Origin of the sequence: Actinophytocola sp. (assembly GCF_009379765.1) — a bacterium.
GTDB lineage: Bacteria > Actinomycetota > Actinomycetes > Mycobacteriales > Pseudonocardiaceae > Actinophytocola.
In genome coordinates, this window is sequence record NZ_WHTD01000042.1 from 25,986 (window position 1) to 51,759 (window position 25,774).

At 73.1% G+C, this 25,774-nt stretch carries 15 protein-coding genes; 11 read left to right on the top strand and 4 right to left on the bottom strand.

Translation table 11 applies throughout. The features are described from left to right. Position 1: 1 nt before the first annotated feature. The 4 genes from GEV28_RS15245 to GEV28_RS15260 are packed head-to-tail and all read left to right on the top strand — an operon-like array spanning position 2 to position 10,269. Positions 2 to 1,408: a polyketide synthase gene (locus GEV28_RS15245; RefSeq protein WP_291412721.1), complete on the top strand. Its 1,407-nt coding sequence runs from the start codon at positions 2 to 4 to the stop codon at positions 1,406 to 1,408. Further along, positions 1,405 to 1,611, top strand: coding sequence for a hypothetical protein (locus GEV28_RS15250; RefSeq protein ID WP_291412722.1), 207 nt, complete (start codon positions 1,405 to 1,407; stop codon positions 1,609 to 1,611). The genes GEV28_RS15245 and GEV28_RS15250 overlap by 4 nt, the downstream gene beginning before the upstream one ends. Next, positions 1,604 to 4,828 (top strand): thioesterase domain-containing protein, encoded by a 3,225-nt coding sequence (locus GEV28_RS15255; RefSeq protein ID WP_291412723.1) that lies wholly within the window; start codon positions 1,604 to 1,606, stop codon positions 4,826 to 4,828. Before GEV28_RS15250 ends, GEV28_RS15255 begins: the two co-directional genes overlap by 8 nt. Then, positions 4,825 to 10,269 (top strand): type I polyketide synthase, encoded by a 5,445-nt coding sequence (locus GEV28_RS15260; RefSeq protein WP_291412724.1) that lies wholly within the window; start codon positions 4,825 to 4,827, stop codon positions 10,267 to 10,269. The genes GEV28_RS15255 and GEV28_RS15260 overlap by 4 nt, the downstream gene beginning before the upstream one ends. 169 nt (positions 10,270 to 10,438) lie before the next feature. Here GEV28_RS15260 and GEV28_RS15265 read toward each other — a convergent pair whose 3' ends face one another. After that, positions 10,439 to 10,600, bottom strand: coding sequence for a hypothetical protein (locus GEV28_RS15265; protein WP_291412725.1), 162 nt, complete (start codon positions 10,598 to 10,600; stop codon positions 10,439 to 10,441). A 263-nt stretch (positions 10,601 to 10,863) separates the two neighbouring features. Between GEV28_RS15265 and GEV28_RS15270 the strand changes: the two genes are divergently transcribed. The 5 genes from GEV28_RS15270 to GEV28_RS15290 all read left to right on the top strand — a co-directional run bounded on the left by GEV28_RS15270 (position 10,864) and on the right by GEV28_RS15290 (position 20,195). Beyond that, positions 10,864 to 11,550 carry a hypothetical protein gene (locus GEV28_RS15270; RefSeq protein ID WP_291412726.1) on the top strand — a complete coding sequence of 229 codons (687 nt, stop codon included), beginning with the start codon at positions 10,864 to 10,866 and terminating at the stop codon, positions 11,548 to 11,550. Beyond that, on the top strand, positions 11,547 to 12,797 hold the full coding sequence (locus GEV28_RS15275; RefSeq protein WP_291412727.1) for an aminotransferase class V-fold PLP-dependent enzyme: 1,251 nt from the start codon (positions 11,547 to 11,549) through the stop codon (positions 12,795 to 12,797). Before GEV28_RS15270 ends, GEV28_RS15275 begins: the two co-directional genes overlap by 4 nt. 236 nt (positions 12,798 to 13,033) lie before the next feature. After that, positions 13,034 to 13,630 carry a dihydrofolate reductase family protein gene (locus tag GEV28_RS15280; protein ID WP_291412728.1) on the top strand — a complete coding sequence of 199 codons (597 nt, stop codon included), beginning with the start codon at positions 13,034 to 13,036 and terminating at the stop codon, positions 13,628 to 13,630. 4 nt (positions 13,631 to 13,634) lie between these two features. Beyond that, positions 13,635 to 14,222, top strand: a complete 588-nt coding sequence (locus tag GEV28_RS15285; protein ID WP_291412729.1) for a dihydrofolate reductase family protein — start codon at positions 13,635 to 13,637, stop codon at positions 14,220 to 14,222. Positions 14,223 to 14,612: 390 nt separating this feature from the next. Further along, positions 14,613 to 20,195 (top strand): carboxyl transferase domain-containing protein, encoded by a 5,583-nt coding sequence (locus tag GEV28_RS15290; RefSeq protein WP_291412730.1) that lies wholly within the window; start codon positions 14,613 to 14,615, stop codon positions 20,193 to 20,195. Between the two features lie 369 nt (positions 20,196 to 20,564). Here the strand turns inward: GEV28_RS15290 and GEV28_RS15295 are convergent, their stop codons facing one another. After that, positions 20,565 to 22,013 (bottom strand): PLP-dependent aminotransferase family protein, encoded by a 1,449-nt coding sequence (locus tag GEV28_RS15295; RefSeq protein ID WP_291412731.1) that lies wholly within the window; start codon positions 22,011 to 22,013, stop codon positions 20,565 to 20,567. Positions 22,014 to 22,058: 45 nt separating this feature from the next. Between GEV28_RS15295 and GEV28_RS15300 the strand changes: the two genes are divergently transcribed. Continuing rightward, a complete protein-coding gene (locus GEV28_RS15300; RefSeq protein WP_291412732.1) occupies positions 22,059 to 22,997 on the top strand; it encodes an aldo/keto reductase in 939 nt (312 codons plus the stop codon). Positions 22,998 to 23,180: 183 nt separating this feature from the next. Here GEV28_RS15300 and GEV28_RS15305 read toward each other — a convergent pair whose 3' ends face one another. Further along, a complete protein-coding gene (locus GEV28_RS15305; protein WP_291412733.1) occupies positions 23,181 to 24,161 on the bottom strand; it encodes an aldo/keto reductase in 981 nt (326 codons plus the stop codon). A 372-nt stretch (positions 24,162 to 24,533) separates the two neighbouring features. Here GEV28_RS15305 and GEV28_RS15310 point away from each other — a divergent pair, with 372 nt between their 5' ends. Continuing rightward, positions 24,534 to 24,926: a DoxX family protein gene (locus tag GEV28_RS15310; protein WP_291412735.1), complete on the top strand. Its 393-nt coding sequence runs from the start codon at positions 24,534 to 24,536 to the stop codon at positions 24,924 to 24,926. A gap of 253 nt (positions 24,927 to 25,179) precedes the next feature. Here the strand turns inward: GEV28_RS15310 and GEV28_RS15315 are convergent. Continuing rightward, positions 25,180 to 25,774 (bottom strand): peroxidase family protein (locus tag GEV28_RS15315; protein ID WP_367115106.1); only part of this gene is annotated, 595 nt, incomplete at its 5' end.

Consider the following 25,774-nt stretch of genomic DNA (forward strand, 5'->3'; position numbering starts at 1 on the left):
CATGCAGGGCGACGAGCCGGACGTCCCGAACGACGCCGCCGAGGACACGATCGCGGTCGTCGGCATGGCATGCCGGGTGCCGGGAGCGCCCGACGTGGCGACGTTCTGGCGCAACCAGCTCGACGGGGTCGACTCGGTGCGCCGCTACACCGGCGCCGAGCTCCGCGAGTCCGGTGTGGACGACGCGCTGCTCGCGGATCCGTACTACGTCCGGGCCTACGGCCACCTGGACGAGCTGACCTGCTTCGACGCCGACCGCTTCGGCTACACCGGCGAGGAAGCGTCGCGCATCGACCCGCAGCAGCGGCTCTTCCTCGAGGTGGCCGTCACCGCGCTCGCCGACGCCGGTCACGACCCGGCCGCGCGGCGCGCCACGGTCGGCGTCTTCGCGGGCGCCGCGGCCAACCGCTACTTCCTGTTCAACGTGCTCGGCCACCTGCACCGCGAGGAGTGGGAGGACGCGATCCCGGGCAGCACGCCGGACTTCATGCCGGCCCGGGTGGCCTACAAGTTGGGGCTCTCCGGGCCCGCCGTGGCGGTGCAGACCGCGTGCTCGTCGTCGCTCGTGGCGGTGTGCGAGGCGGCGCAGAGCCTGCTGGACTTCCGCTGCGACGTGGCGATCGCCGGCGGCGCCGCGGTCATCTCCACCGAGCAGGCGGGCTACCGGTACCGGCCCGGCGGCTCCCTGTCGGCCGACGGCACCTGCCGCGCGTTCGACGCGGCCGCGAACGGCATGGTGTTCGGCAACGGGGCGGGCGCGGTAGTGCTCAAACGCCTGGCCGACGCCCTCGACGACGGCGACCACGTCGACGCCGTGCTGCGCGGCTGGGCGGTGAACAACGACGGCGCGCGCCGCGCCGGCTTCACCGCACCCGGCCGGGAAGGTCAGGCCGCCGTCGTGGTCGAGGCGCTGGCCGGCGGCGACATCGCGGCCGAGACCATCGGCCTGGTCGAGACGCACGGCAGCGGAACGGTCGTCGGCGACGCACTCGAGGTCGCCGCGCTCACCCGCGCGTTCCGCACCGGCTCGACCGGCTTCTGCGCGCTCGGCTCGGCGAAGACGAACATCGGCAACCTCGACGCCGCCGCCGGCGTGGTCGGGCTGGTCAAGGCGGTCTGCGCGGTGCGCGAGGGCCTCATCCCGCCGCTGCTGCACTTCACGACGCCCAATCCCGACATCGACCTGACCGGCGGTCCGTTCCACGTCAACACGGAGCTCACCAAGTGGCCCGCCGGACACGCCGTGCGCCGCGCCGGGGTGAGCTCGTTCGGCCTCGGCGGCACCAATGCGCACGTGATCGTGGAGCAGGCCACCGGTCAGGGCGAACGCCCCCGCCGCCCGTTGCCCCGGTTCCGTCGCCGGCGGCACTGGATCGACCCCGCAAGCCCACCGGAGGGGGCGCCGTGAGAGCCGTCCAGCGTGACCGGATGTTCGCCGACTTCGCCGGCACGCGCGCCCGTCGCACCGACAGTGCGGACACCGCCGTGGTGGTCACCGAGACCCTGCCGACGCCCAACCAGGCCTGGCCGGCCGACGCCACCGGCCGCCGGTACCGCTCGGAGCCGCGGCCGCACCGGTACGACCGGAGCGAGGCGGGCGACGATGGCTGACGAGTTCGTCACCCCGGTGCCGCGCCCGGGGGCGGGCACGATCCTGTTCTGCTATCCCCCGGCCGGCGCCGGACCCAGCTCCTTCCGGACGTGGCCCCCGCTGCTTCCGTCCACAGTGGAGCTCCGGGTCCTCGCCCTGCCCGGCCACGAGCGGCGGATCACCGAACCGCCGGCCATCGACATCGCGCTCATCGCCGACGCGGTGCAGGCCGGAGCGGACCGGCCGTACGCCTTCTACGGGCACAGCCTCGGCGGTCGGATCGCGTTCGAGGTCACCCGCGAGCTGCGCCGCCGCGGCGCGCGGCTGCCGGCACGCTGCTACCTCGCCGCGAGCCGCCCGCCGCACCTGCCCGACCCGCTGTCGGCCGTCGCGCTCGCGCCCGACGCGGAGCTGCTCGCGGCCGTGCGGGACATCGGCGGCGTGCCCCCGGAGGTACTCGACCATCCGGAGCTGGTCTCGCTCATGCTCCCGGCCATCCGGCACGACTTCACCTGGTACCACGACTACCGGCTCGCCGACGAGCCACCGCTTCCCGTGCCGCTGGTCGCGATCGCCGGCGAGGGCGACACCGTGACCCGCCCGGAGCTGGCCGCGGAATGGGTCCGGCACACGACGGCGGGCTTCCGCGCGCACGTGCTGCCCGGCGACCACTTCTTCTTCCAGTCCGCCGCGCGGGTGGTCACCGAGCTGGTCGCGGCCGATCTAGTGGCCAGCGATCCTGGCCTGTCACGCGCCTCCGGCGCCCACGCGGCCTCTGGCGGCGTTGTCGGAAAGTCCGAGTACGACCCGGTACGAGGACTTCCCTCCGCCTTGCCAGAGGACCACGTGGATCACCGGATCCACGCAACACACCAGAATCACGGGCCACAGGCCGCCGCCGGCATCGATCTGGTCCCCCTGCCGGGCACCGGCTGGCAGGTCTGGTCGTCGGGACTGCTGCGCACCGCCGGGTTCCCGGCCGACGGGCTGGACCTGCTGGCCGCGCCGGAGTGCGCCGCGGTGGCCGACGAGCACCTCGACGGGCGCACCGGCCGGGAGGCGTTCCGCGCCACGTTCGACGACGCCGCCCGCGCGGTCGGCGCGCGGCTCGCCGGGGTGGCGGCCGACCCGGCCTTCCGCGAAGCGGTGACCTGGCAGAACCCCGGCGCGATGATCGCGCTGGACAAGCTGGTCGCGGCCGATCCGGACAGGCCGAGCAACAACAAGCGCCGGGAGCGGGAGAAGATCGTCGCCCGGTACTGGTCGCGTTACTGCGGGAAGAACGACACCGTCGGGTTCTTCGGGCCGGTCTGCTGGACCTCGGTGACCGCTGCGCCGGACGCGGTGCGCGGTGGGCCGGGCCCGAGCCTGATCCGCCGGCGGGTGGTGCACCTCGAATGGTGGGCGCTGACCGCGTTCGCCGATCACTACGCCGGCGACCCTGCCGTCCGCCGCTGGTTCCCGCTCACCCGGCAGCCGCACCACGAGCTGCGCGACGGCGTGCTGCTGCGGCCGGGTCACCCGCCGCTGCGGCTGAGCCCGGCCGACGCCGCCGTGCTCGCCCTGTCCGACGGCCGCCCGGCGAACGAGGTCGCCGGGCTCGCGGTCGCCGACCCGGACTCGGGGCTGCGCAAGGAGAACGACGTCTACCTGCTCGCCGACCGGCTCACCGGCCAGGAACTGCTGCGGTGGCGGCTGGACCTGCCCTACGACCTGTCCGCGGAGAGCTACCTGCGGTCCTGGGTCGACGGGATCGGCGACGAGGTCGTGCGGCACCGGATCGACGCGGACCTGCGGCGGCTGAGCAAGGCGCGCGACGCGGTGGCCGGCGCGACGGGCGACGCGGGCGAGGTGCGCGCGGCGATCGAGCGGCTCGGCACGGAGTTCACCGCGGTGACCGGGCTCGAACCGCGACACCGTGCCGGCGAGACCTACGCGGGCCGCGCGCTCTGCTACGAGGACACCGAGCGCGACCTCGATCTCGTCATCGGGGAGCCGGTGCTCGCCGCGCTCGCCGCCCCACTGGACATCCTGCTGCACGCCGCGCGCTGGCTGACCGTGGCGATCGCGGACGCCTACCGCGCCGCGTTCCGCGCGCTGTACGAGGAGATGGCCGCGGAGCTGGGCACCGCGGACGTGCCGCTCGGCGAGCTGTGGTTCCTCGCCAACGGCCTCGTGTACGGGGTCGGCGAGCGGCCGGTGGACGCGGTGATGGCCGAGTTCGTCCGCCGCTGGGCCGGGCTGCTCGGCCTCGACGCCCTGCCGCCGGGCACCCGGCGGGTGGACCTGGCGTCGGCCGACCTGGCGGACCTGGCGCTGCGGGCGTTCCCGGCGGACCGGCCGGGCTGGTCCGCCGGACGGCTGCACAGCCCCGACCTCCTCCTGTGTGCCGGGAGCATCGACGATCTCGCGCGTGGTGAGTTCACCGCGGTGCTCGGCGAGCTGCACGCCGCGTGGCTGACCTGCACCGCGGGCGTCTTCGTCCAGTTCCACCCGGACCGGGACGCGCTCGTCGCCGCCGCTCACCGCGACCTCGGGCGGCGCACGGTTCCCTTGTACTCCACGGACTTCCCGATGCTCACCGCGCGGATCGCCGACATGCTCGTCGGCCCCGGTGACCATCGCGTCGGCCACGCAGCGGCCCCGGTGTGGGACCAGGAGCAGCTGGTGTCCGTCAGCGGACTGACGGTGTCCGATGTGGACGGTGAGCTCGTCGCGCGGGACGGGCGCGGGCGGAGCTGGTCGCTGGTGGAACTCTTCGGCGAGTTCCTGGGCACGTTCGCCGCCGACGCCTACAAACTCGTCGGCGCCGCCGGGCACACGCCGCGGGTCACGATCGACCGGCTCGTGGTGTCCAGGGAGACGTGGCGGACCACGATCGGCGCCACCGGCCTCGCCGAGGTGGTCCACTACCCCGACCGCTACCTCGCCGCCCGGGCGCTCCGCCGCGCGCTCGGCCTGCCGGACCGGATGTTCACCAAGGTCGGCACCGAGATCAAGCCGTGCTACGTCGACCTCACCAGCCCGGTGTCGGTCTCGACGCTCTGCACGATGCTCCACGCCGCCCACGCCGAGCACGGCCCGGACGTGCCGGTCACGTTCACCGAGCTGCTGCCGACTCCGGAGCAGGCGTGGGTGCCCGACGCCCAAGGCCGCCGCTACTACTCCGAGCTGCGGCTGCACATCCGAGACCCGCGAACGCCCGCCCGCGCAGCTCACCAGGGAGGCACCCAGTGACACAGCTACCCGCGCCCGAGGGCGACCGGGCCCACGACCGGGCCGACGAGGCGGTCGAGCCGATCGCGATCATCGGGATGGCCGCGCGGGTGCCCGGCGCGGCCGACGTGGCGCGGTTCTGGGAGAACCTGGTCGGCGGCGTCGAGTCGCTCACCCGGCTGAGCCGGGAGCGGATGGCCGCGGCCGGGGCCACCGAGTCCGAACTGGACGATCCGAACCTGGTGGCAGCCGGCTTCGTCCTCGACGACAGCGACATGTTCGACGCGGACCTGTTCGGCATGACCCCGCGCGAGGCCGACGTCACCGACCCGCAGCACCGCGTGTTCCTGGAGCTGTGCCACGGCGCGCTGGAGGACGCGGGCTACGACCCCGCCCGCTACCCCGGTGACATCGGCGTCTATGCCGGCCGCGGCACCGAGCGGTACCGATGGGAGCATGTCCACCGCAACCACGCGGTGCTCGCCACCACACCGTCGATGGCGGTGGGCATCGGCAACCTGTCGGACAACGTGACGACGCTGGTGTCGTACAAGCTCGACCTGCGCGGGCCCAGCGCCGCTGTGTACACCGCCTGCTCCACCTCGCTCGTCGCGGTGCACATGGCCGCGGACGCGCTGCGGGCCGGCGACTGCGACATGGCGCTCGCCGGCGGGGTGAGCATCGAGTTCCCCCAGGACCGGGGCCACGTTCACCACGAGGGCGGGGTGGCGTCGGCCGACGGTCACGTGCGCTCGTTCGACGCCGCCGCGACCGGCACGATGTGGGGCTCCGGCGGGGGCGCGGTGCTGCTCAAGCCGCTGGCCGACGCGCTGCGCGACGGCGACCGGGTGTGCGCGGTGATCCTCGGCAACGCGATCAACAACGACGGGGCCGGCAAGGTCGGGTTCACCGCGCCCGGCGTCGACGGGCAGGCCGCGGTGATCGCCAACGCGCTCGCGCAGGCCGACGTCGACCCGCGGACGATCAGTTACGTCGAGGCGCACGGCACGGCGACCCCGCTCGGCGACCCGATCGAGATGGCGGCCCTGACCCGGGTGTACGCGCGCGGCACCGACGACCGCGAGTGGTGCGGGATCGGCTCGGTCAAGTCCAACATCGGCCACCTCAGCCAGGGTGCCGGGGTCGTCGGTGTGATCAAGACGGCGCTGGCCATGGAGCACGGCCTCATCCCGCCGAGCCTGAACTACACCAGCCCGAACCCGGCGATCGACTTCGCCGCGAGCCCGTTCTACGTCAACGCCACACTGTCCAAATGGGAGCGGGACACCGGACCGCGGCGGGCCGCGGTCAGCTCGTTCGGCATCGGTGGGACCAACGCGCACGTGATCCTCGAGGAGGCGCCACCGCGGGAGGACCGCTGCGCCTCCCCCGACCCCGAGCTGCTCCAGGTCTCCGCGCGGGACGCCACGGCGCTCGCCGCGGGCGCGGAGCGGCTCGCCGACCGGCTGGCCGCGCTGCCCGACCCGCGGCTGGCCGACGTCGCCCACACGCTGCGGGTCGGCCGCACCGAGCACCCCCACCGCGGCTTCGTCGTCGCGGCCACCGCCGACGAGGCCGTGGCTGGCCTGCGGGAACCCAAGCGCCGCAACGGGCTCACCGTGCCGGACGCACCGTCGGCGGTCGTCTTCCTGTTCACCGGCCAGGGCGCCCAGTACGGCGGGATGGGCGCGCGGCTGTACGAGCGCGAGCCGGTGTTCGCCGCGGCGGTCGACGAGTGCGCGAGCGTGCTGGGCGGCGAGCTCGGTGCCGACCTCCGCACGCTGATGTTCGCCACCGGCGAGGAGGCCGACGCGGCGCTGGCCCGCACCGAGCTGACCCAGCCGGCGCTGTTCACGCTGGAGTACGCGCTTGCCACGCTGTGGAAGTCGTGGCGGGTGCGGCCGGACGGCATGATCGGCCACTCCGTCGGCGAGTACGTCGCCGCCACGCTCGCCGGGGTGTTCGAGCTGCCCGGCGCGCTGCGGCTCGTGGCCACCCGCGGCCGGCTCATGGGCTCGCTGCCGCCCGGCGCGATGGCCGCGATCTCCCGCGACGAGGCGGAGATCGCGCCCCTGCTGCCGGAGGGCCTTTCGATCGCGACCGTGAACGGCCCCGGCACGTGCGTCGTCGCGGGCCCCGAGGAGTTGGTCGAGGAGCTCGCCGGTGGGCTGGGCGAGGAGGTGAGCGTGAAGCGGCTGCGCACCTCGCACGCCTTCCACTCACCGATGATGGACGCCATCCTGCCGGCGTTCACCGAAGCGGTCGCCGCCGTGCCGCTCCGCACTCCCACCGCCCCGTTCCTGTCCACTGTGTCCGGTGAGCCGATCACCGGCGCGCAGGCGACCGACCCTGGCTACTGGGCCAGCCAGCTGCGCGAGACGGTCCGGTTCGGCGCATGCGTCGCCGCGCAGCTCGCCACCGGCCCGTCGCTGTTCGTCGAGTGCGGGCCGGGCCGCCAGCTCGCGGGGCTGGTGCGCATGCAGACCCGCGACGGAAGCCGGCCGGCAGTGCCGAGCCTCCCAGGGCCCGCCGGCAAGCTGAGCGAGATCGAGACGCTGTACACCGCGGCCGGCACCCTGTGGACCCACGGCATCCCGGTGGCCCCGCCGTCGAGGGGCCGGCGCGTCTCGCTGCCGGGCTACGCCTACCAGCGCACCCGGCACTGGGTGGACGCCGACCCGGTGACCGCCGGGCCCGGCGCCGGCGCGCGGGCCGAGGACCACCGGTTGCCGCCGTCGCGCCGGTTCGCCGTGCCGAGCTGGCGCCAGCTGCCGCCGGCTCCCGCGGCCGAGCCGCCGGCGTCGTGCGTGCTGTTCGCCGCCGACGAGCTCGGCAGCGCCACGGCCGGGCTGCTGCGTTCCGCCGGATGTGCGGTCACCGAGGTGGTGCCCGGCGACACCTACGCCCGCGCCGGCACCGGGTACGCGATCCGGCCGGACGTTCCGGAGGACTACGCCGCGCTGCTGGCCGACCTGGACGCCGACCTCGGCGCCGTTCCCGGCCGCTTCGTGCACGCGTGGGCGCTCGCGGGCGGGCCCGCCGGCGACGTGGACGCCACCTGGGCGGCCCAGCGCCTCGGCCTGTTCAGCGTGGTGCGCCTGGTGCAGGCGCTCGCCGGCTCGGGCCGCCCGGCCGGCATCGACGTCCACATCGACGTCGTCACCGCGGCAACCCAGCACGTGGTCGGCGACGACCTCTCCCGGCCGGAGCACGCGACGGTGGCCGGCGTGGTCCGCTCCGCGCCGTTCGACGTGCCGGGCATGCGGCTGCGGCACGTGGACTGCACCGCGGCGACCCGGCCGGCCGACCTGGCCGGCGTGCTGGGCCGCCCGGCCGGCGACGCGCTGCTCGCGCTGCGCGATCGTCGCGTGTGGACGGTCGGGTTCGACCAGGTCGAGCTGCCCGAGGCCGGCGAGGACGTGGTCCGGGAGGGCGGCGTCTACCTGATCACCGGCGGCCTCGGCGGCCTCGGCCTCGTGCTGGGCGAGACACTCGCCGAGCGCCGGCGTGCCCGGCTCGTGCTGACCTCACGGTCCGGTCTGCCGCCGCGCGAGGAGTGGGACGGGTACCTGCGCGGGCACGGACCGGGCGAGAAGATGGGCCGGGCCGTCCGCGCCGTGCGCCGGATGGAGTCCGCCGGCGCCGAGGTGCTCACCGCGGCCGTCGACGTGTCCGATGTGGACGCCCTGCGGAACCTGCGGGCCGAGCTCCTCGCCCGGTTCGGGCGGCTGGACGGCATCGTGCACGCCGCCGGCATCGCGGGCGGCGGCCTGGTCGAGACGCGCGACATCACCGACATGCGGGCCGTGCTCGCGCCGAAGGTCGCCGGCGCGGTGGCGCTGCGCGCGGTGTTCGGCGCGGACGAGCTCGACTTCGTGTCGCTGTTCTCGTCGGTCACCGGCACCGCGGGCGGGCTGGCCGAGACCGACTACTGCGCCGCGAACGCCTACCTCGACGCCCACGCGTCCGCGGGCGGCTGGCGCGCGCCCGTCCGCTCCCTCGGCTGGGCGGGCTGGCTGGAGGTAGGCATGCTCGCCGACATGCTCGAGCCCGGCGCCGGGCGCGGCGACGAGGGTGCCGCCGGGCCGGCCGAGCCGCCGGCGCACCCGCTGGTCACCGAGATCCGCCGCGCCGCGGACGGCACCACGACCGGCCACGGCACCGTCTCGGCCGGCACCCACTGGGCACTCGACGAGCACCGCATCGACGGCGTGCCGGTCCTGCCCGGCACCGCACAGCTCGAGGCCGTCCGCGCCACGGCCGCCGCCGGCACGGGTGCGCCGGTCGAGCTGACCGACGTGCTGTTCCTCGAGCCGTTCGCGGTGCCCGACGGCTCCACCGCCGACCTCCGGGTCACGATCGGCCCGCGCGCGGACGGTTCGGCGCCGGCCACGCTCACCGGAGGCGGGACGACCTACTGCCGCGCGACGGTCGCCTGGCCCACCACCCAACGCGGCGCGGCACTCGACCTCGATGCCGTGCGGGCCCGGTGTACCCCACGGCCGGACCTGGCGTCCGGGAGCCACGCGCCGCCCGGCGCCCTCGTGACCTACGGCGCGCACTGGCGCACCGTTCGCGACGTGTGGCGCTCGGCCGGCGAGCAGCTCACCCTCCTGGAGGTCCCGGAGGACCAGCGCGGCGACCTGGCGGGCTGGGGCTTCTCCCCGGCCGTGCTCGACCAGGCGACGTTCGTCTTCGACGGCGCGGGCGGTGGCGCGCTGCCCATGGGCTACGGCCGGCTGCTGGTGCACGGGCCGCTGCCGGCGCGGGTGTGGGTCCACCGCGGGCTAGCCACCCCGGGCAGTGACGCCGTCGCATCGGACATCCGCACCGACAGCTTCACCGTCGTCGACGACCACGGCACCGAGCTCGTATCCGTCACGGACTTCCTGTTGCGCCGCATGGACTCCGTGCGGCCGGCCGCCGCACGGAGGGCCCCGGCCGCTCCGGCCGACGCCGAGGCGCGGTGGCTCGCGCCCGCGGAGGGCGTCGACGCGTTCCTGCGCAGCCTGCGGGCGGACGTCGGCGGGCACGTGCTGATCACTCCGCGTTCGCTGGACTGGGTCGTCGAGCAGGTCGCCCGCGACGCCCGGGCGGCACTCGGCGGCGGAGCGCCCGCGGGCGGCGAGCCGGTGGCGCAGGCCACGCCCGCGGACCCGGACGCCAACCCGACCGAGGCGATGGTCGCGGGGATCTGGTCGTCGGTGCTCGGCGTGACCACCGTGCGCGCCGACAGCGACTTCTTCGACCTCGGCGGCAACTCGCTCGTCGCCGTCCAGCTCATCGCGCAGATCCGCGAGGCGACCGGGGTGCGGTTGCCGATGCGGGCGATCTTCGAGACTCCGACGGTCGCGGAGATGGCGGTCACCATCACCGCGATGAGCGCGGCGCCGCCCGCCGAGCCCGAGCCCTCCTCGACGATTCGGAGACTTGCCCGCAGTTCGGACCGGGGGCCGGCATGACCACCACCGAGGCGTTCGAGGCGTCGTTCGCCGGTGCCGTGGACGAGCTCGCCAGGGCCTACGAGGTGGTGCCGTTCTACGGGCCGCACCTCGACGCGGCCGGCCTGCGGCCGGGCGACATCCGAAGCCCGGCCGACTTCCGCCGGGTGCCGGCCACCAGCAAGGCCGACTACCGGCGACACTTTCCCGCCGGAGTGCTCGTGCGCGGCAGCACGCTGGTCGACGAGTTCGTGTTCCGCAGCCGCAGCTCCGGCACCACCGGCGAGCGGCTGGTGACCCTGGCGCACACGTTCACCCTGGCACAGCGGCAGATGCGGACCACCTCGGTCAACAGGGACATGCTGCGGGTGTTCGCCGGCGCGCGCCCGCAGCGGGTCTGCCGCTACGCCCCGCCCGCCTGCTCGGACGTCGAGTGCGCGACACCGTTCACGACCATGGCGAGCCGGACGCTCGACGACGGCACGCTGGTGCTGCCGGTCACGCACGACCTGCTCGCCACGTCGCAGGAGCTCGTCGAGCAGGCCGCAGAAGAGCTGCTCGCCCACGGTCCACAGTGGATCTACGCGGACCCTGCGCACCTCGCGTTCCTGCTGGATGCCATGGCCGAGCGCGATCTGCCGGTACCCGAGGTGGGTGGCGTCGTGCTGGCCTACAACCTGGCCACCCGGCGCCGCGCTGCGGCGGATCCGGGGCCACCTGCCGGAGGACACCGTCGTCGTCGAGGTCGCGTCCATGTCCGAGCTGGGCTGGCTCGGCATGACCTGCCCGCACGGGCGACTACACCTCAACACCGACAGCTTCTACCTCGAGCTGCTCGCCTACGGCACCGACCGGCCCGCCGAGCCGGGCGAGCCGGCCGAGCTGTACGCGACCAGCATCGGCGACCAGCTCAGCCCGCACATCCGCTACCGCACCGGCGACGGGTACGTACTGCTCGACGGCGACTGCCCGTGCGGGCACCGGTTCCCCCGCGCCGTCCACCATGGACGGTGCCGCGACTACCTCACCGCCGGCGGCGCGGTCGTGCTGACCCCGCGCACGCTCGACGAGCTTGCCGGCCCCGCGGCGTGGCTCGCCTTCTACAAGCTGACCCACCACGACACCGGGCCGCTGCTGCTGCGCTACATCCCGGTGCCCGGGGCCGATCACGCCGGGCCGGGCCGGCGCCTGGCCGCCGCGATCAGGGAACGGACCGGCCGCGAGGTCACCGCCACGGCGGTCGGCCACATCGAGTCGGAGCGCTCGGGCAAGTTGTTCGGCTGCGTCCGGGAGGCCCGATGACCATGCGGGACACCCTCCGCGCGGACTTCCCCGTGCTGCGCCGCCAGGTCGACGGCATGCGGGTGACCTACCTGGACAGCGCGGCGACCTCCCTCAAGCCGCAGCCGGTGATCGACGCGACGACCCACTACTACACCGACGTGAGCGCGAACATCCACCGGGGCAAGCACATGCTGTCCGAGGAGGCCTCCGACGCCTACGAGGCGGCCCGCGTGCGCGTCGCGGCCTTCCTCGGCGTGCGCGCCGCCGACGTGGTGTTCACCGCCAACACCACCCACGGGCTGAACATCGTGGCCGCCGGCCTGGACCTTCGCCCCGACGACCTCGTGCTGATGTCGCGGGACGCGCACCACTCGCTCCAACTGCCGCTGCGCGCGCGGGCGCGGGTGGAGTGGCTGCCGGTGCACGCCGACGGCACGGTCGACCTGGACGCCTACGCCGGCCTGCTCGCCCGGCGACCCGCACTGGTGGCGATCACCCACTGCTCCAACGTGACCGGCCGGTACGCCCCGGTCGTGGAGATGGCCGCGCTGGCCCGCGAGCACGGCGCGCTCACCGTCGTCGACGCGGCGCAGTCCGTGCCGCACCGGCGGGTCCTGCTGCCCGACCTCGGCGCCGACGCGATCGCGTTCTCCGGCCACAAGATGCTCGGTCCCACCGGGATCGGGGTGCTCGCGATCGGCCAGGAGCTCGCCGCCCGGATGCGGCCGACGGCGCTCGGCGGCGGCGTCGTGGACTGGGTCGACGTCGACAGGTGGGTGCTGCGCCGGGCGCCGCACCGGTACGAGGCCGGCACGCCGCACATCGCCGGCGCCTACGGGCTGCGTGCCGCGGTCGACTACCTCGACGCGCTCGGCATGACCGAGGTCGCCGACCACGACCGGTGGCTCGCGGAGCTGCTCTACGCCGAGGCCGGCAAGCGCGACTACCTGGCCGTGCTCGAGCCCGGCCCGGGCGAGCGCAGCGCGACGCTGTCGGCCGCGGTGCGAGGGGTCGACGACCTGACCGAGCTCGCGCGGGCGTTGTCGGACAGCTACGGCGTGATGTGCCGCAGCGGCCACCTCTGCGCCCAACCCCTGGTCGACAGCATCGCCGGCACGCGGTGCTGCGCCTGTCCGCCTATCTCTACAACACCGCCGACGACATCCACCTCGCGTTCGACGCCCTCGACGAGCTCCACCCGTTCCTGGCGGGCGCCTGACGTGCAACCGGCGCGTCCCGACCCCCGACGGGCCACAACGCGCTGATGAGATCACCAAAGGGCTGCCGGAACGGGCCTGGCAGCACCTCTCAGCCGGGCCGGGCGCGAACGGGACAGCGGTTCTACAACTGGGCCCTCGCCACCCTCGTCATCGAGCCCACCCGCACCGTAGCCAGCCCACACGCTTGGTCACACTGGCGACGACACCGCGCCCAGACCAGTCACTACCAGCGCCAACAAGCCGCACAATCATGATCACAACAATCTACGGCTGGAGCACTAGTGAGCAAGGTCGTGCTTTACATGTCGATGTCGGTGGACGGGTTCATCACCGGCCCGGACGACGGGATGGATCACGGACTCGGCGTCAACGGAGAGCGGCTGCACGACTGGCTGCGCTCCGGCGGCGTGGATCCGCGTTCGCACCGGCCCGTCGACGGACCCGGTGCAACCGTGTTCGACGAGCTGATGGCCACGGGAGCGGTGATCGCCGGTCGGCGTACTTTCGCCAACGCGGGCGGCTGGGCCGGCGATCACCACGACGGGGTCCCGATCTTCGTGTTGACCCATGCCGCACCCGACGAGCCCGCGCCCGGACATGCGCGCTACGTCACCGACGGCATCGAATCCTGCGTCGCACAGGCCAAGGCGGCGGCCGGTGGCCGCGACATCCTGCTGCACGGCGCCGCGGTCGCGCAGGAGTGCCTCCGTGCCGGCCTGCTGGACGAGATGGAGCTGCAGCTGATGCCCGTGCTGCTCGGGCAGGGCCGTCGGCTGTTCGAGGACATGCCGCCCGACCACACCGAGCTCCAACTGCTCCGTGCCCTGGACGGGCCGGGTGTGCAGCACCTGCGCTACCGCGTGCGGTCGGCGGGCTGAGGCGATGGCACTCATCCGGCTGTACATGACCATGTCCCTGGACGGCTACGTGACCGGGCCGCAGGACAGCGTGGACGCGCCGATGGGCATCGACGGGTTCCGCCTCTTCAACTGGCTCGACCGGCGCAACGACCCGGGACCGAGCGGCCAGGTGTTCACCGAGTCGATGTCCACCCGCGCGGTCATCGCCGGCCGCCGTACCTACGACCTGGCCGGCCGCTGGCAGGGCGACCACCACGACGGCGTACCGGTCTTCGTTCTGACCCACGACGTCCCGGACGACCCGCCGCCGGGCAGCGTCCGCTACGTCACCGATGTGCGCGAGTGCGCCTCGCAGGCCCGCGCGGCGGCCGGGGACGGCGACGTGCTGGTGCACGGGGCCGGGGCGGCGCAGGCGCTGCTGCGGGCCGGCCAGCTCGACGAGCTGGAGCTGCACGTCGTACCGGTCCTGCTCGGGCGGGGGCGACGGCTGTTCGACGACCTGCCGGCGGAGCACATCGAGCTCGACCTGGTCCGCCGGTTGACCACTCCGGAGGTCGAGGAGCTCGCGCAGCACGTCACGCACCTGCGCTACCGCGTCCGCCGCCGGTGACCCGCCGAGTCGCTCCCGGTCGGAGCGCGGGCCGCTGACCGGGAGCGGGCTACCGGCCGCCTCGCCGCCGTGTCCGGTCACAACCCGGTCGATGCGGGACGGGACGATTGCCGACGCGCCCCCAGCGGCCCAGCCGGCCTGTACTGGTATCCGCATCGAGCCTGCGTCGTGTCAACCGTCGACGTGCGGCAGAGCGTGCCGCTACTCCGTTCGCACATGCCCTGGTCAGGCGCGGGCGGCCGACTGCTTTGGTCGTTTTCCACAACTGGAGCCGCGTAGCGTGCGCTGTCTGCGACATGGCGCTGGCAGCCGGTAGACGGAAGGGTGAACACTGCCGGGGCAGCCGTGTCGCGGCGCGCACATCGTTGGTCTACAGGAGGGCTCGGTCGGGTGTTCGGTCGTGTCGCCATCGTCAACCGTGGTGAGGCCGCCATGCGGCTCATCCACGCCGTAAGGGAAATCGCCGCGGAGACCGGGACGCGGATCGAGACCGTCGCTCTGCACACCGACGTCGACCGCACGGCGACCTTCGTCCGCGAAGCGGACCTGTGCTACGACCTCGGTCCCGCGTCCGCGCGCCCGTACCTCGACCTGAAGGCGCTGGAGCGCGCGCTGGTGGAGACCGGGGCCGACGCGGCGTGGGTCGGCTGGGGCTTCGTCGCGGAGGACCCTGCGTTCGCGGAGCTGTGCGAGAAGGTCGGAGTCACCTTCGTCGGACCGAGCGCGGAGGCCATGCGCAAGCTCGGCGACAAGATCGGCGCGAAGCTGATCGCCGAGGAGGTCGGCGTGCCGGTCGCGCCGTGGAGCCGCGGTGCGGTCGAGACCCTGGACGCCGCCCTGGCGGCGGCGGCCGAGATCGGCTACCCGCTGATGCTGAAGGCGACCGCGGGCGGCGGCGGACGCGGCATCCGCGTGGTCACGAACGAGGCCGAGCTCGCCGACGCTTACGAGCGCACCAGCCAGGAGGCCGCGCGGGCGTTCGGCAGCGGCATCGTGTTCCTGGAGCGCCTGGTCACCGGTGCCCGGCACGTCGAGGTCCAGGTGATCGCTGACGGCGAGGGCACCGCGTGGGCGCTCGGCGTCCGCGACTGCTCGGTGCAGCGGCGCAACCAGAAGGTCATCGAGGAGTCGGCGTCGCCGGTGCTCAGCCCGGTGCAGGCGGCCGACCTCAAGGCGTCGGCCGAACGGCTGGCCGTCGCGGTCGGTTACCGCGGCGCGGCGACCGTCGAGTTCCTCTACCACCCCGGCGACAAGCAGTTCGCGTTCCTCGAGGTCAACACCCGCCTGCAGGTCGAGCACCCGATCACCGAGTCCACCACCGGGTTCGACCTGGTGAAGGCGCAGCTGCGGGTGGCATGTGGAGACTCGCTCGACGGCGAGCCACCGGTCGAGCGCGGGCACGCCATCGAGGCCCGGCTCAACGCCGAGGACCCCGACCGCGACTTCGCGCCCTCCCCGGGCCGCATCGCGCGGCTGGACCTGCCCGCCGGGCCGGGTATCCGGGTGGACACCGGCGTCAGCGAGGGCGACACCATCCCCGCCGACTTCGACTCGATGATCGCGAAGATCATCGCCTACGGCCGCGACCGCGACGAGGCGCTCGGCAGGCTGCGCCGGGCGATGGCGCGGACCATGGTGATCATCGAGGGTGGCGCGACGAACAAGAGCTTCGTGCTCGACCTGCTCGACCAGCCAGAGGTGATCGACGCCAGCGCGGACACCGGCTGGATCGACCGCGTCCGCGGCGAGGGCAGGCTCGTCTCGCACCGGCACTCCGCCGTCGCGCTGGCGGCCGCCGCCATCGATGCGTACGAGGAGGAGGAACGCGTCGAGCGGCAGCGGCTGCTGTCGACGGCGTTCGGCGGACGCCCACAGGTGCAGCACGAGAGCGGCCGACCGCTGGACCTCAAGCTGCGTGGCGTCGGCTACCGCGTGCGCGTCGCGCGGGTCGGCGCGCACCGGTTCCGCGTCGGCATGGAAGATGGTGGGGCGGGTGGCAGTGTCAATACGACTGTCAACACCACTGTCCGCATCGCCGACGTCGAGCTCGACCGCTTCGACCGGCACACCGGGCGGATCGTCGTCAACGGCACCCGGTACCGCCTGCTCACCGGCACGCACGGGCCGATCCACCAGGTCGAGGTGGACGGCGTGACGCACCGGGTCAGCCGCGACGAGGGCGGCGTCGTCCGCTCGCCCGCGCCCGCGCTGGTCGTCGCCACGCCCCTGGCGGTCGGCGCCGAGGTCGAGGCCGGCGCGCCGGTGCTGGTGCTGGAGAGCATGAAGATGGAGACGGTGCTGCGGGCGCCGTTCAAGGCGCGGCTGAAGGAATGCCCCGTTTCCGTGGGCAGCCAGGTGGAGACCGGTACACCGCTGCTGCGGCTGGAGCCGCTCGCCGACGCCGACAACGAAGCCGACGCCGAAGCCGAGGACACCCGGGACCTACTTGCATCCGTCGAGCTGGACCTGCCCGCCGCGCCCGGGAAGATCCCGGCGCGGGCGCGCACCACGCGCGGCCAGGAGGACCTGCGCGGCCTGCTGCTGGGCTTCGACGTCGACCCGCACGACGAACGCCGGGTGCTCGACGACTACCTCGTCGCGCGCCGGGCGGCAACCGAGGACGGCCACCGGCCGCTGGCCGAGGAGCTCGAGCTCGTCGACGTGTTCGCCGACCTCGCCGAGCTGAGCCGCAACCGGCAGGCGGGCAGCGACGGAAGCACCGACGGCGGCGGTAACGACCACGTGCACCTGCACGTCCACACCGCCCGCGAGTACTTCCACACCTACCTGCAGAGCCTCGACGTCGAGCGGGCCGGACTGCCGGAGGCGTTCCAGGCCAAGCTCGCCAAGGCGCTCGGGCACTACGGTGTCACCGAGCTGGAGCGCTCCCCCGAGCTCGAAGCCGCGGTGTTCCGGATCTTCCTCGCCCAGCAACGCGCGTCCGCCGACGCCACGGTCGTCACGACGTTGCTGCGCGCGTGGCTGCGCGAGCCGCCGCCGGACGAGACGCTGCGCGAGCCCGCCGGTCTCGCGCTGGAGCGGCTGGTGGCCGCGACGCAGGTCCGCTTCCCCGTGGTGTCCGACCTCGCGCGCGGCGTGGTGTTCGCCTGGTTCGGCCAGCCGCTGCTGCGCCGCAACCGCGCCCGCGTCTACGCCGACGTCCGCAAGCACCTGCGCCACCTGGACGCGCACCCGGACGCGCCGGACCGCGCCGAGCGCGTCGCCGAGATGGTGCGCAGCACCGAGCCGCTCGTGCGGCTGCTCGGCCAGCGGCTTGTCCGCGGTACCACGGACACCGACCTGGACAACGCGATCATGCTGGAAGTGCTGACCCGGCGGTACTACGGCAACAAGGGTCTCACCGGCGTCCGCACCAGCGAGGTCGCGGGCTGCACGTTCGTGGTCGCCGAGCGCGCGGGCTCGTGCGTGGTCTCCTCCGCGGTGAGCTTCGAGGCGCTGGGCAGCGCGCTGCGCGGGCTCGCGGAGCTGGCGAGCGGCCAGAATGCCACTGACGCCATCGACGCCGACATCTACCTCGCCTGGGAGAGGCAGCCGGAGGACTCCGACGCGATGGCGGCCGCGCTGCACGAGGTCGTCAGCGCGCACCCGCTGCCGAACCAGGTCCGCAGGCTCACCGCCACCGTCGCGGGCAGCGGCGGCGCGGTGATGCACCACCACGTCACGTTCCGCCCAGTGACGACCGGACTGACCACCGGGATGACCGAGGAACGGCTGATCCGCGGCCTGCATCCGTACATCGCGCAGCGGATGCAGCTGGAGCGGCTGGGCAAGTTCGACCTCACCCGGCTGCCGTCGTCGGACGAGGAGGTCTACCTCTTCCAGTGCGTGGCGCGGGAGAACCCGTCGGACGACCGCCTCGTCGCGTTCGCTCAGGTGCGCGACCTGACCGAGCTGCGCGAGCACGACGGCAGGCTGGTCGCGCTGCCGACGGCCGAGGACACCATCGCCACCTGCCTCGACTCGATCCGCCGCGCACAGTCAGGGCGGCCATCGACGAGTCGCTTCAACACCAACCGGATCGTGGTCTACGTCTGGCCGCCGAGCGACATCACCCGCGCGGAGCTGGAGATGATCGCCCGGCGGGTGCTGCCGACGACCGCGGGCGCCGGGCTGGAAGAGATCCTGTTCATCGCGCGGCAGCGCTCCCGGAAGACCGGCGAGCTGACCAAGATCGCCGTACGCATCTGTTTCGACGCCACCGGCGGCACCGAGCTGACCGTCCGCGAGCCGTCGGCCGAGCCGGTCGAGCCGCTCGACGACTACCGGCAGAAGGTGCTGCGCGCGAGCAGCCGCAACACGGTGTACCCGTACGAGCTGACCGGCCTGCTCGGCGACTTCGTCGAGCACGACCTCGACGGTGACGACGCGGGAGACCACGCGCTGGTGCCGGTCGACCGACCGAAGGGCCGCAACACCGCGGCGATCGTCGCGGGCGTGGTGACCACGCCGACCCGGCGGCACCCGCGGGGCGTCGCCAGGGTCGTGCTGCTCGGCGACCCCACCAAGTCACTGGGGGCGCTCTCCGAACCGGAGTGCCGCCGCGTGATCGCCGCGCTGGACCTGGCCGACCGGATGCGGGTGCCGCTGGAGTGGTACGCGCTGTCCGCCGGCGCGCGGATCTCCATGGCGTCGGGCACGGAGAACATGGACTGGGTGGCCGCGGCGCTCAAGCGGATCGTCGAGTTCACCCAGGACGGCGGCGAGATCAACATCGTGGTCGCGGGCATCAACGTCGGCGCGCAGCCGTACTGGAACGCCGAGGCGACGATGCTCATGCACACCAAGGGCATCCTGGTGATGACACCGGACTCGGCCATGGTGCTCACCGGCAAGCAGTCGCTCGACTTCTCCGGCGGCGTGTCGGCCGAGGACAACTTCGGCATCGGCGGCTACGACCGGGTGATGGGCCCCAACGGGCAGGCGCAGTACTGGGCGCCGAACCTGGCCGCCGCGCGGGACGTGCTGATGTCGCACTACGACCACACGTACGTCGCACCCGGCGAGGAGGCGCCGCGGCGGGCGACCACGACCGACCCCGTCGACCGCGACATCTCCGACTTCCCGCATGCCGTGGTGGACAGCGACTTCGCATGCGTCGGCGAGATCTTCTCCGCCGAGGCCAACCCGGACCGCAAGAAGCCGTTCGACATCCGGACCGTGATGCGGGCGCTTTCCGACCAGGACCACCCGGTGCTGGAACGCTGGGCGGGCATGGCCGACGCGGAGACCGCGGTGGTGCAGGACGTGCACCTCGGCGGCATGCCGGTGTGCCTGCTCGGCATCGAGTCACAGGCGGTGCCGCGGCGCGGCTTCCCGCCCACCGACGGCCCGGACACCTACACCGCCGGCACGCTGTTCCCGCAGTCGTCGAAGAAGGCCGCCCGGGCGATCAACGCGGCCAGCGGCAACCGGCCGCTGGTGGTGCTGGCGAACCTGTCCGGCTTCGACGGCTCGCCGGAGTCGATGCGGAAGCTGCAGCTGGAGTACGGCGCCGAGATCGGCCGCGCGATCGTGAACTTCCGCGGGCCCATCGTGTTCTGCGTGATCTCGCGGTACCACGGCGGCGCGTTCGTGGTGTTCTCGAAGGTACTGAACCCGAACATGACCGTGCTCGCGCTGGAAGGCTCGTTCGCCTCGGTGCTCGGTGGCGCCCCCGCCGCCGCGGTGGTGTTCGCCGGCGACGTCAACGCCCGTACCGCGGCCGACCCGCGCGTGCGGGACCTGGAGACCCGCGTCGCGGCTGCCTCCGGCGCCGACCGCGCGGCGCTGGCCGCGGAGCTCGACGAGCTCCGCTCGTCGGTCCGCGCGGAGAAGCTCGGCGAGGTGGCAACGGAGTTCGACCGCGTGCACAACATCCAGCGCGCCGTCGAGGTCGGCTCCGTCGACGCCGTCATCCGCGCCGCCGAGCTCCGCCCGCGCATCATCGAGGCCATCGAGTCCCGTCCGCGTTAGGTTGTGTCTCGACCCACCCGACGCCCAAGCCCCAGGTCAGGACGTCGTTCAGGCACTCGTCGACTCCCTTGTCGTTCGGGACGGTGCTGGTGGGTGCCCGTGTCAACGACCCCGCGCGAAACCGGGCCGCCGATCGGACGGCCTGAGCTGCTTGCCGAGCATCACGGTGACCAGCATGCCGTACCTGGCGTCGGTCGAGGTGGGCCGAGATCCTCGATCGACGCGCGGGACTCCTGGAGCTTGTCGAACAGTTCCCCTTGCAGGAGCGGCGCTTTCGCTTGTCTACACGCCGACGACAGCACGTCGAGCCGGGCGAGTGCCGACTGCTGATCACCCGTGTCGCCAACCCTCCGGCATCAGCGTGCCTCGTCATTGGTCAGCGTGGGGCCGTGACCGCGGAGCGGTCGAACGCAACGCTTCGCGGAGGAGCGCGACGGCCGGGGGGATCTCCGTGTCGCTGATGTTGCCGTACCCGAGGACGAGCGCGCGTTCCGTCGACGGTTTCGTGCGGTAGTCGTCGAGGTCGTTCAGTTGTAGGCCGTTGGTGGCTGCCGCTCGGACCGTCGCGCTGGTGTCGGTGTCGTTCGGTAGGTGCAGCAGGATGTGCAGGCCGGCGGCGGTACCGGCGACCCGGCCTTGCGGCACCTGGGCGCCGAGTGTGCGGACCAGCACGTCGCGGCGGGAGCGGAACCGCCGCCGCGCCGCGCGCAGGTGTGCGTCGTACCACCCGCGGTCGATGAAGGTGGCGAGCGCGAGCTGGTCCAGTACCGGTGGCGCCGCGGCGACGGGGTTCGCCGCCCGCAGCGCCGGGGTCATCGCGGCAGGCGCGACCAGCCAGCCCAGGCCGAGCGCGGGTGACAGCGTCTTGCTGACCGAGCTGAGGAGGAAGACCCGGCTCGGGTCCATCCCCTGCATGACGGCGACCGGGTGGTGGTCGTAGCGGAACTCGGCGTCGTAGTCGTCCTCGATGACGAAGCCGTCCACCTCACGGGCCCAGCGCACCAGCTGTGCCCGGCGCGCCGGGGACAGCACCGTGCCGGTGGGAAACTGGTGTGCCGCACCGACGACGACGGTCCGGGCCGGGGTACGCGCGAGGTCGTCGACGCGGAGGCCGTCGTGGTCCACGGGCACCGGGTGCACGCGCAGGCCGGCACTCGTCGCGGCGTCCCGCAGCCGCCCCCAGCCCGGGTCCTCCACAGCCAGGTCGGCGATCCCCTCGGCGCGCAGCGCTCGGCACGTGCGGACCAGACCGTCGGTGACGCCCGCGCACACGAACACGGACGCGGCGTGCGCGTCCGCGCCGCGCGAGCGCCGCAGGTACTGCGCGACGGTGGTACGCGGCACCGCGTGCCCGGCGGGGTGGGGCAGGCCGAGGTCGTAGTGGACGGCCGAGCCGGTGACCGCCCGGACGGCGTCCGCCCAGCGGCGGCGGGGAAACGCCCGCAGGTCGGGTAGGCCGGGCGCGAGGTCGTACCGGATCGGTGGCACCGCCGGGGCCCGCGGCGTGTGCGGGCGCGGCGGCGCGGTGCCCGGTGACGTGTCCGGTGTCCATGAGACACGCGTGGCCGAACCCACCCTGGCCGAGAGGTAGCCCTCCGCGACGAGCTGCCCGTACGCCTCCGTCACGACCCAGCGGGAGATGCCGAGCTCCTCGGCGAGCGCTCGGCTCGGTGGCACGGCCGCGCCCTCCGCGAGCCGGCCGCCCCGGATCGTGGTGCGCAGCGCGTGCGCGAGGCGATCGTGCAGGCGGCGGCCGTGGTCCGGAGGGCCGACGTCCAGCAACGTCGCCCACGCGAGATTGGTCTGGGAAACCGCCACGAGATTGGAGGGTACGCCGAGCCGAATCCGCCTACGGTGGCGAACATGACTGACAGCCTGGCTCTTGGTGCCATGTGGTTCGGCACGCTCGTGGACGAGCACCGGTCGTTCGAGATCCTGGACCGCTACGTGGACGCGGGCGGCGTCTGGATCGACACCGCCAACTCCTACGCGTTCTGGGTGGACCCGTCCGGCTTCGGCGGGCAGGGCGAGACGGTGCTCGGACGCTGGCTGGCGCGTCGTCCGAGTGTCCGTCACCGCGTCCGGATCAGCACCAAGGTGGGCGCCGCGCCGACCGAGGCCGGGCCGTGGCCGGAGACGGCCGAGGGCCTCTCGGCCGGGGCGATCAAGAGCGGGATCGAGGACAGTCTCCGGCGCCTGGGCACCGACCACGTCGAGCTGTACTGGGCCCACATGCCCGATCCGGCCACACCGCTGGACGAGACGGTCGGCGCCTTCGACGAGCTGGTGTCCGCCGGTGTGGTCGGCCGGCTCGGCTGCTCCAACTACCCCGTCTGGCAGCTCGAGCGGGCCCGGCAGATCTCGCGGGCCAACGGGGGCACCGGCTTCACCGCGGTGCAGCAGCACCACACGTACCTGCAGCCCCGCCCCGGGGTCCGGCCCAGCGGGCTCCGGTTCGGTGCGGTCACCGAGGAGGTGCTGCACTACCTGGAGCACCACGCCGACATGGCGCTGTGGGCGTACACGCCGCTGCTGAGCGGCAGCTACACCCGCGCGGACAAGCCGCTGGCGGCGACGTACGACCACCCCGGCACCACCAGTCGCCTCGCGGTGCTCGACGAGATCGCCGCCGAGACCGGCACGAACCGCAACCGGGTGGTGCTGGCGTGGCTGGCCGCAGGGATCCCGGCCGTCAGGCCGGTCGTCGGCGTCAGCACCGTCGAACACCTGGACGAGGCGGTCGCGGGGGTGTCCCTGAAGCTGACCGCCGACCAGCGCGAACGCCTGGACTCCGCGGTGTGACCTGTCAGAACACGCTTATTCCCTCGACCACGCCGTAAACAAGTTCCCTTGCAGGAGAGGCACTTTCGCTTATCCACGCGCTGACGTTCATCGGCCTGGCGCGGAGTCGGGGAGCATGTCCGTGCCGCCGGATGCCGGCTGGATTGGGACCGTCGGCTCATTGTGACCGTGGCCCTTGCCGCGTCATGAGTGGCCGAGGACCGAGTGGGGGCGGTAGGGCTTTTCCAGACGCGCGACTTCGTCGGCGTCCAGGGTCACGTCGACGGCGGCGACTGCGTCGTCGAGGTTTTCGATCTTGGTGGCGCCGACGATCGGTGCGGTGACGGCTGCTTGGTCGAGCAGCCAGGCAAGGGCGATCTGTGCGGGTGCCAGTCCGCGCTCGCCGGCGATCTCGCACACGACGTCGACGACGTCGAAGTCGGCGTCGTTGTACATCTGGTCGGCGAGCGGGTCGCTGCCGGACCGTACCGTCCGGCTCGGACCTTCCCGATCCCGCGTACCAGCCAGCAGGCCGCGAGCCAGCGGACTCCAGGGGATGACACCGATCCCCTGGTCGAGGCAGAGCGGGATCATCTCGCGCTCCTCCTCCCGGTAGACCAGGTTGTAGTGGTTCTGCATGGACACGAAGCGGGTCCAGGCGCCGAGCTCGGCGATATGCTGCGCCTTCGCGAACTGCCAGGCGTACATGCTCGACGCGCCGACATAACGTGCCTTGCCGGCTCGTACGACGTCGTCTAGTGCCGCCATGGTCTCGGCGATCGGCGTCTCGTAGTCCCAGCGATGGATCTGGTAGAGGTCGACGTAGTCGGTGCCCAGCCGGTTCAGCGACCCGTCGATCGCGGCCAGGATGTGCTTGCGCGACAGCCCTCCGTCGTTCGGACCGGGTCCCATCGGAAAGTAGACCTTGGTCGCGAGCACGTAGTCGTCCCTGTGCTGGAAGACTTTGGCCAGCAGGCGGCCGGTGATCTGTTCGGTCAGGCCGTCGGAGTACATGTCGGCAGTGTCGAAGAACGTCACGCCGGCCTCGACTGCCCGCCGCACGATCGGCTCGGCCTCGGCCTCGTCCAGATGCCATGCCCGCTCGGTCTTCGATCCGTAGCTCATCATGCCGAGACAGATCCGCGACACGCGCAGGCCCGACCAGCCCAGTCGGGCGTATTTCATACAGCCTCCACATGAGATGGATGTCTTGGATGGTGAGCAGCTGACGCGACCGGCGCTGCCGGCGGCTGGTGGCACGGTCGTATTCTGCGAGCTGGACCCGGCCATCTGAATGGCTATCTGAAGGCAGGCGGCTCGACTTGCCTGGAAAACCAAGGTCATCAGCCTAGAACTCCTCCATAAGCCCAAGTCAGATCCGGCCCGGCATCGCGCACGCGGTGGCCGGCCGACGAGACGGGCGGCGTGGCCGGCCGCCGCCGCCCGACGTCCCGTTACTGGTAGCCACAATCTTGGTCGCGGTTGTCGATCCGGCCGTCGCTGCGACCCCTGCACACCACCGAACCGACCGCCACAACCACCTCGACGAGCCCGACGTTGCAGGCCGGCGCGATCGCCGCGACCCGCGTGGTGGTGTCGTTCCTGTTCATCTGCCACGGCGCGATGGGCCTGTTCGGCACCTTCGGCGGCGTCGACGGCCAGGGTGGCACCGTCGAGCTCTTCACCTGGCCGGACTGGTGGGGCTCGATGATCCACCTGGTGGCCGGCACACTGGTGCTGGTCGGCCTGTTCACCAGGGCAGCCGCGCTGCTGTGCTCGGGCGCGATGGCCTACGCCTACTTCACCGTGCACCAGCCGATCGCGCTGCTGCCGATCCCGAACGGTGGCGAGCCCGCCGCGCTGTACAGCTGGATATTCCTGCTGATCGGCATCCTCGGCCCGGGCGCGTTCGCCCTGGACACGCTGCGCCGCCGGCGCGCCGCCGCCTGACCACGCCGCCGAGCCCGGGTGACCGCCGGTCGCCCGGGCTCGCGCGTGCCGTCAGCCGGGGAACCTGCGGGCCGCGGGCCCGGGGTCAAGGGACCTGGACATCGTGGCCGGCGGTCATGGCGGCCTGCTCGACGGCGGCACACCCGCCGAGCACGACGAGGGCCATGGGGCGTCCTCAATTCGTGGAAGGGGATACGGCCACCGACCGAGGATGTCCAGGTCGGCCATCGAGCGGCCGACCTGGACATCGGGATCAGGTGAGGTCGAACCGATCGAGGTTCATGACCTTGTCCCAGGCGGCCACGAAGTCGTGCACGAACTTCTCCCGCGAGTCGTCGCTCGCGTAGACCTCGGCGACGGCACGCAGCTCGGAGTTCGAGCCGAAGACGAGATCGACGCGGCTGCCGGTCCACCTGACCTCGCCCGTGGCACGGTCGCGGCCCTCGAAGGTCTCCGCGTCCCCGGACTCCGCCGTCGCCACCGCCTTCCACTCCGTACCCATGTCGAGCAGGTTCACGAAGAAGTCGTTGGTCAGCGACCCGGGCGCCGAGGTGAGGACACCCACCGTGGACTGCTGGTGGTTCGCGCCCAGGACGCGCAGGCCGCCCACGAGAACGGTCATCTCGGGCGCGCTCAGGGTCAGCAGGTTCGCGCGGTCGACCAGCAGGTACTCGGACGGCATCCGATGACCCTTCCCGCGGTAGTTGCGGAACCCGTCCGCGGCCGGCTCCAGCGGGGCGAAGGACTCCACATCGGTCTGCTCCTGCGACGCGTCCGTGCGGCCCGGGGTGAACGGGACCTGGACTTCGTGGCCGGCGTTCCTGGCGGCCTGCTCGACGGCGGCACAC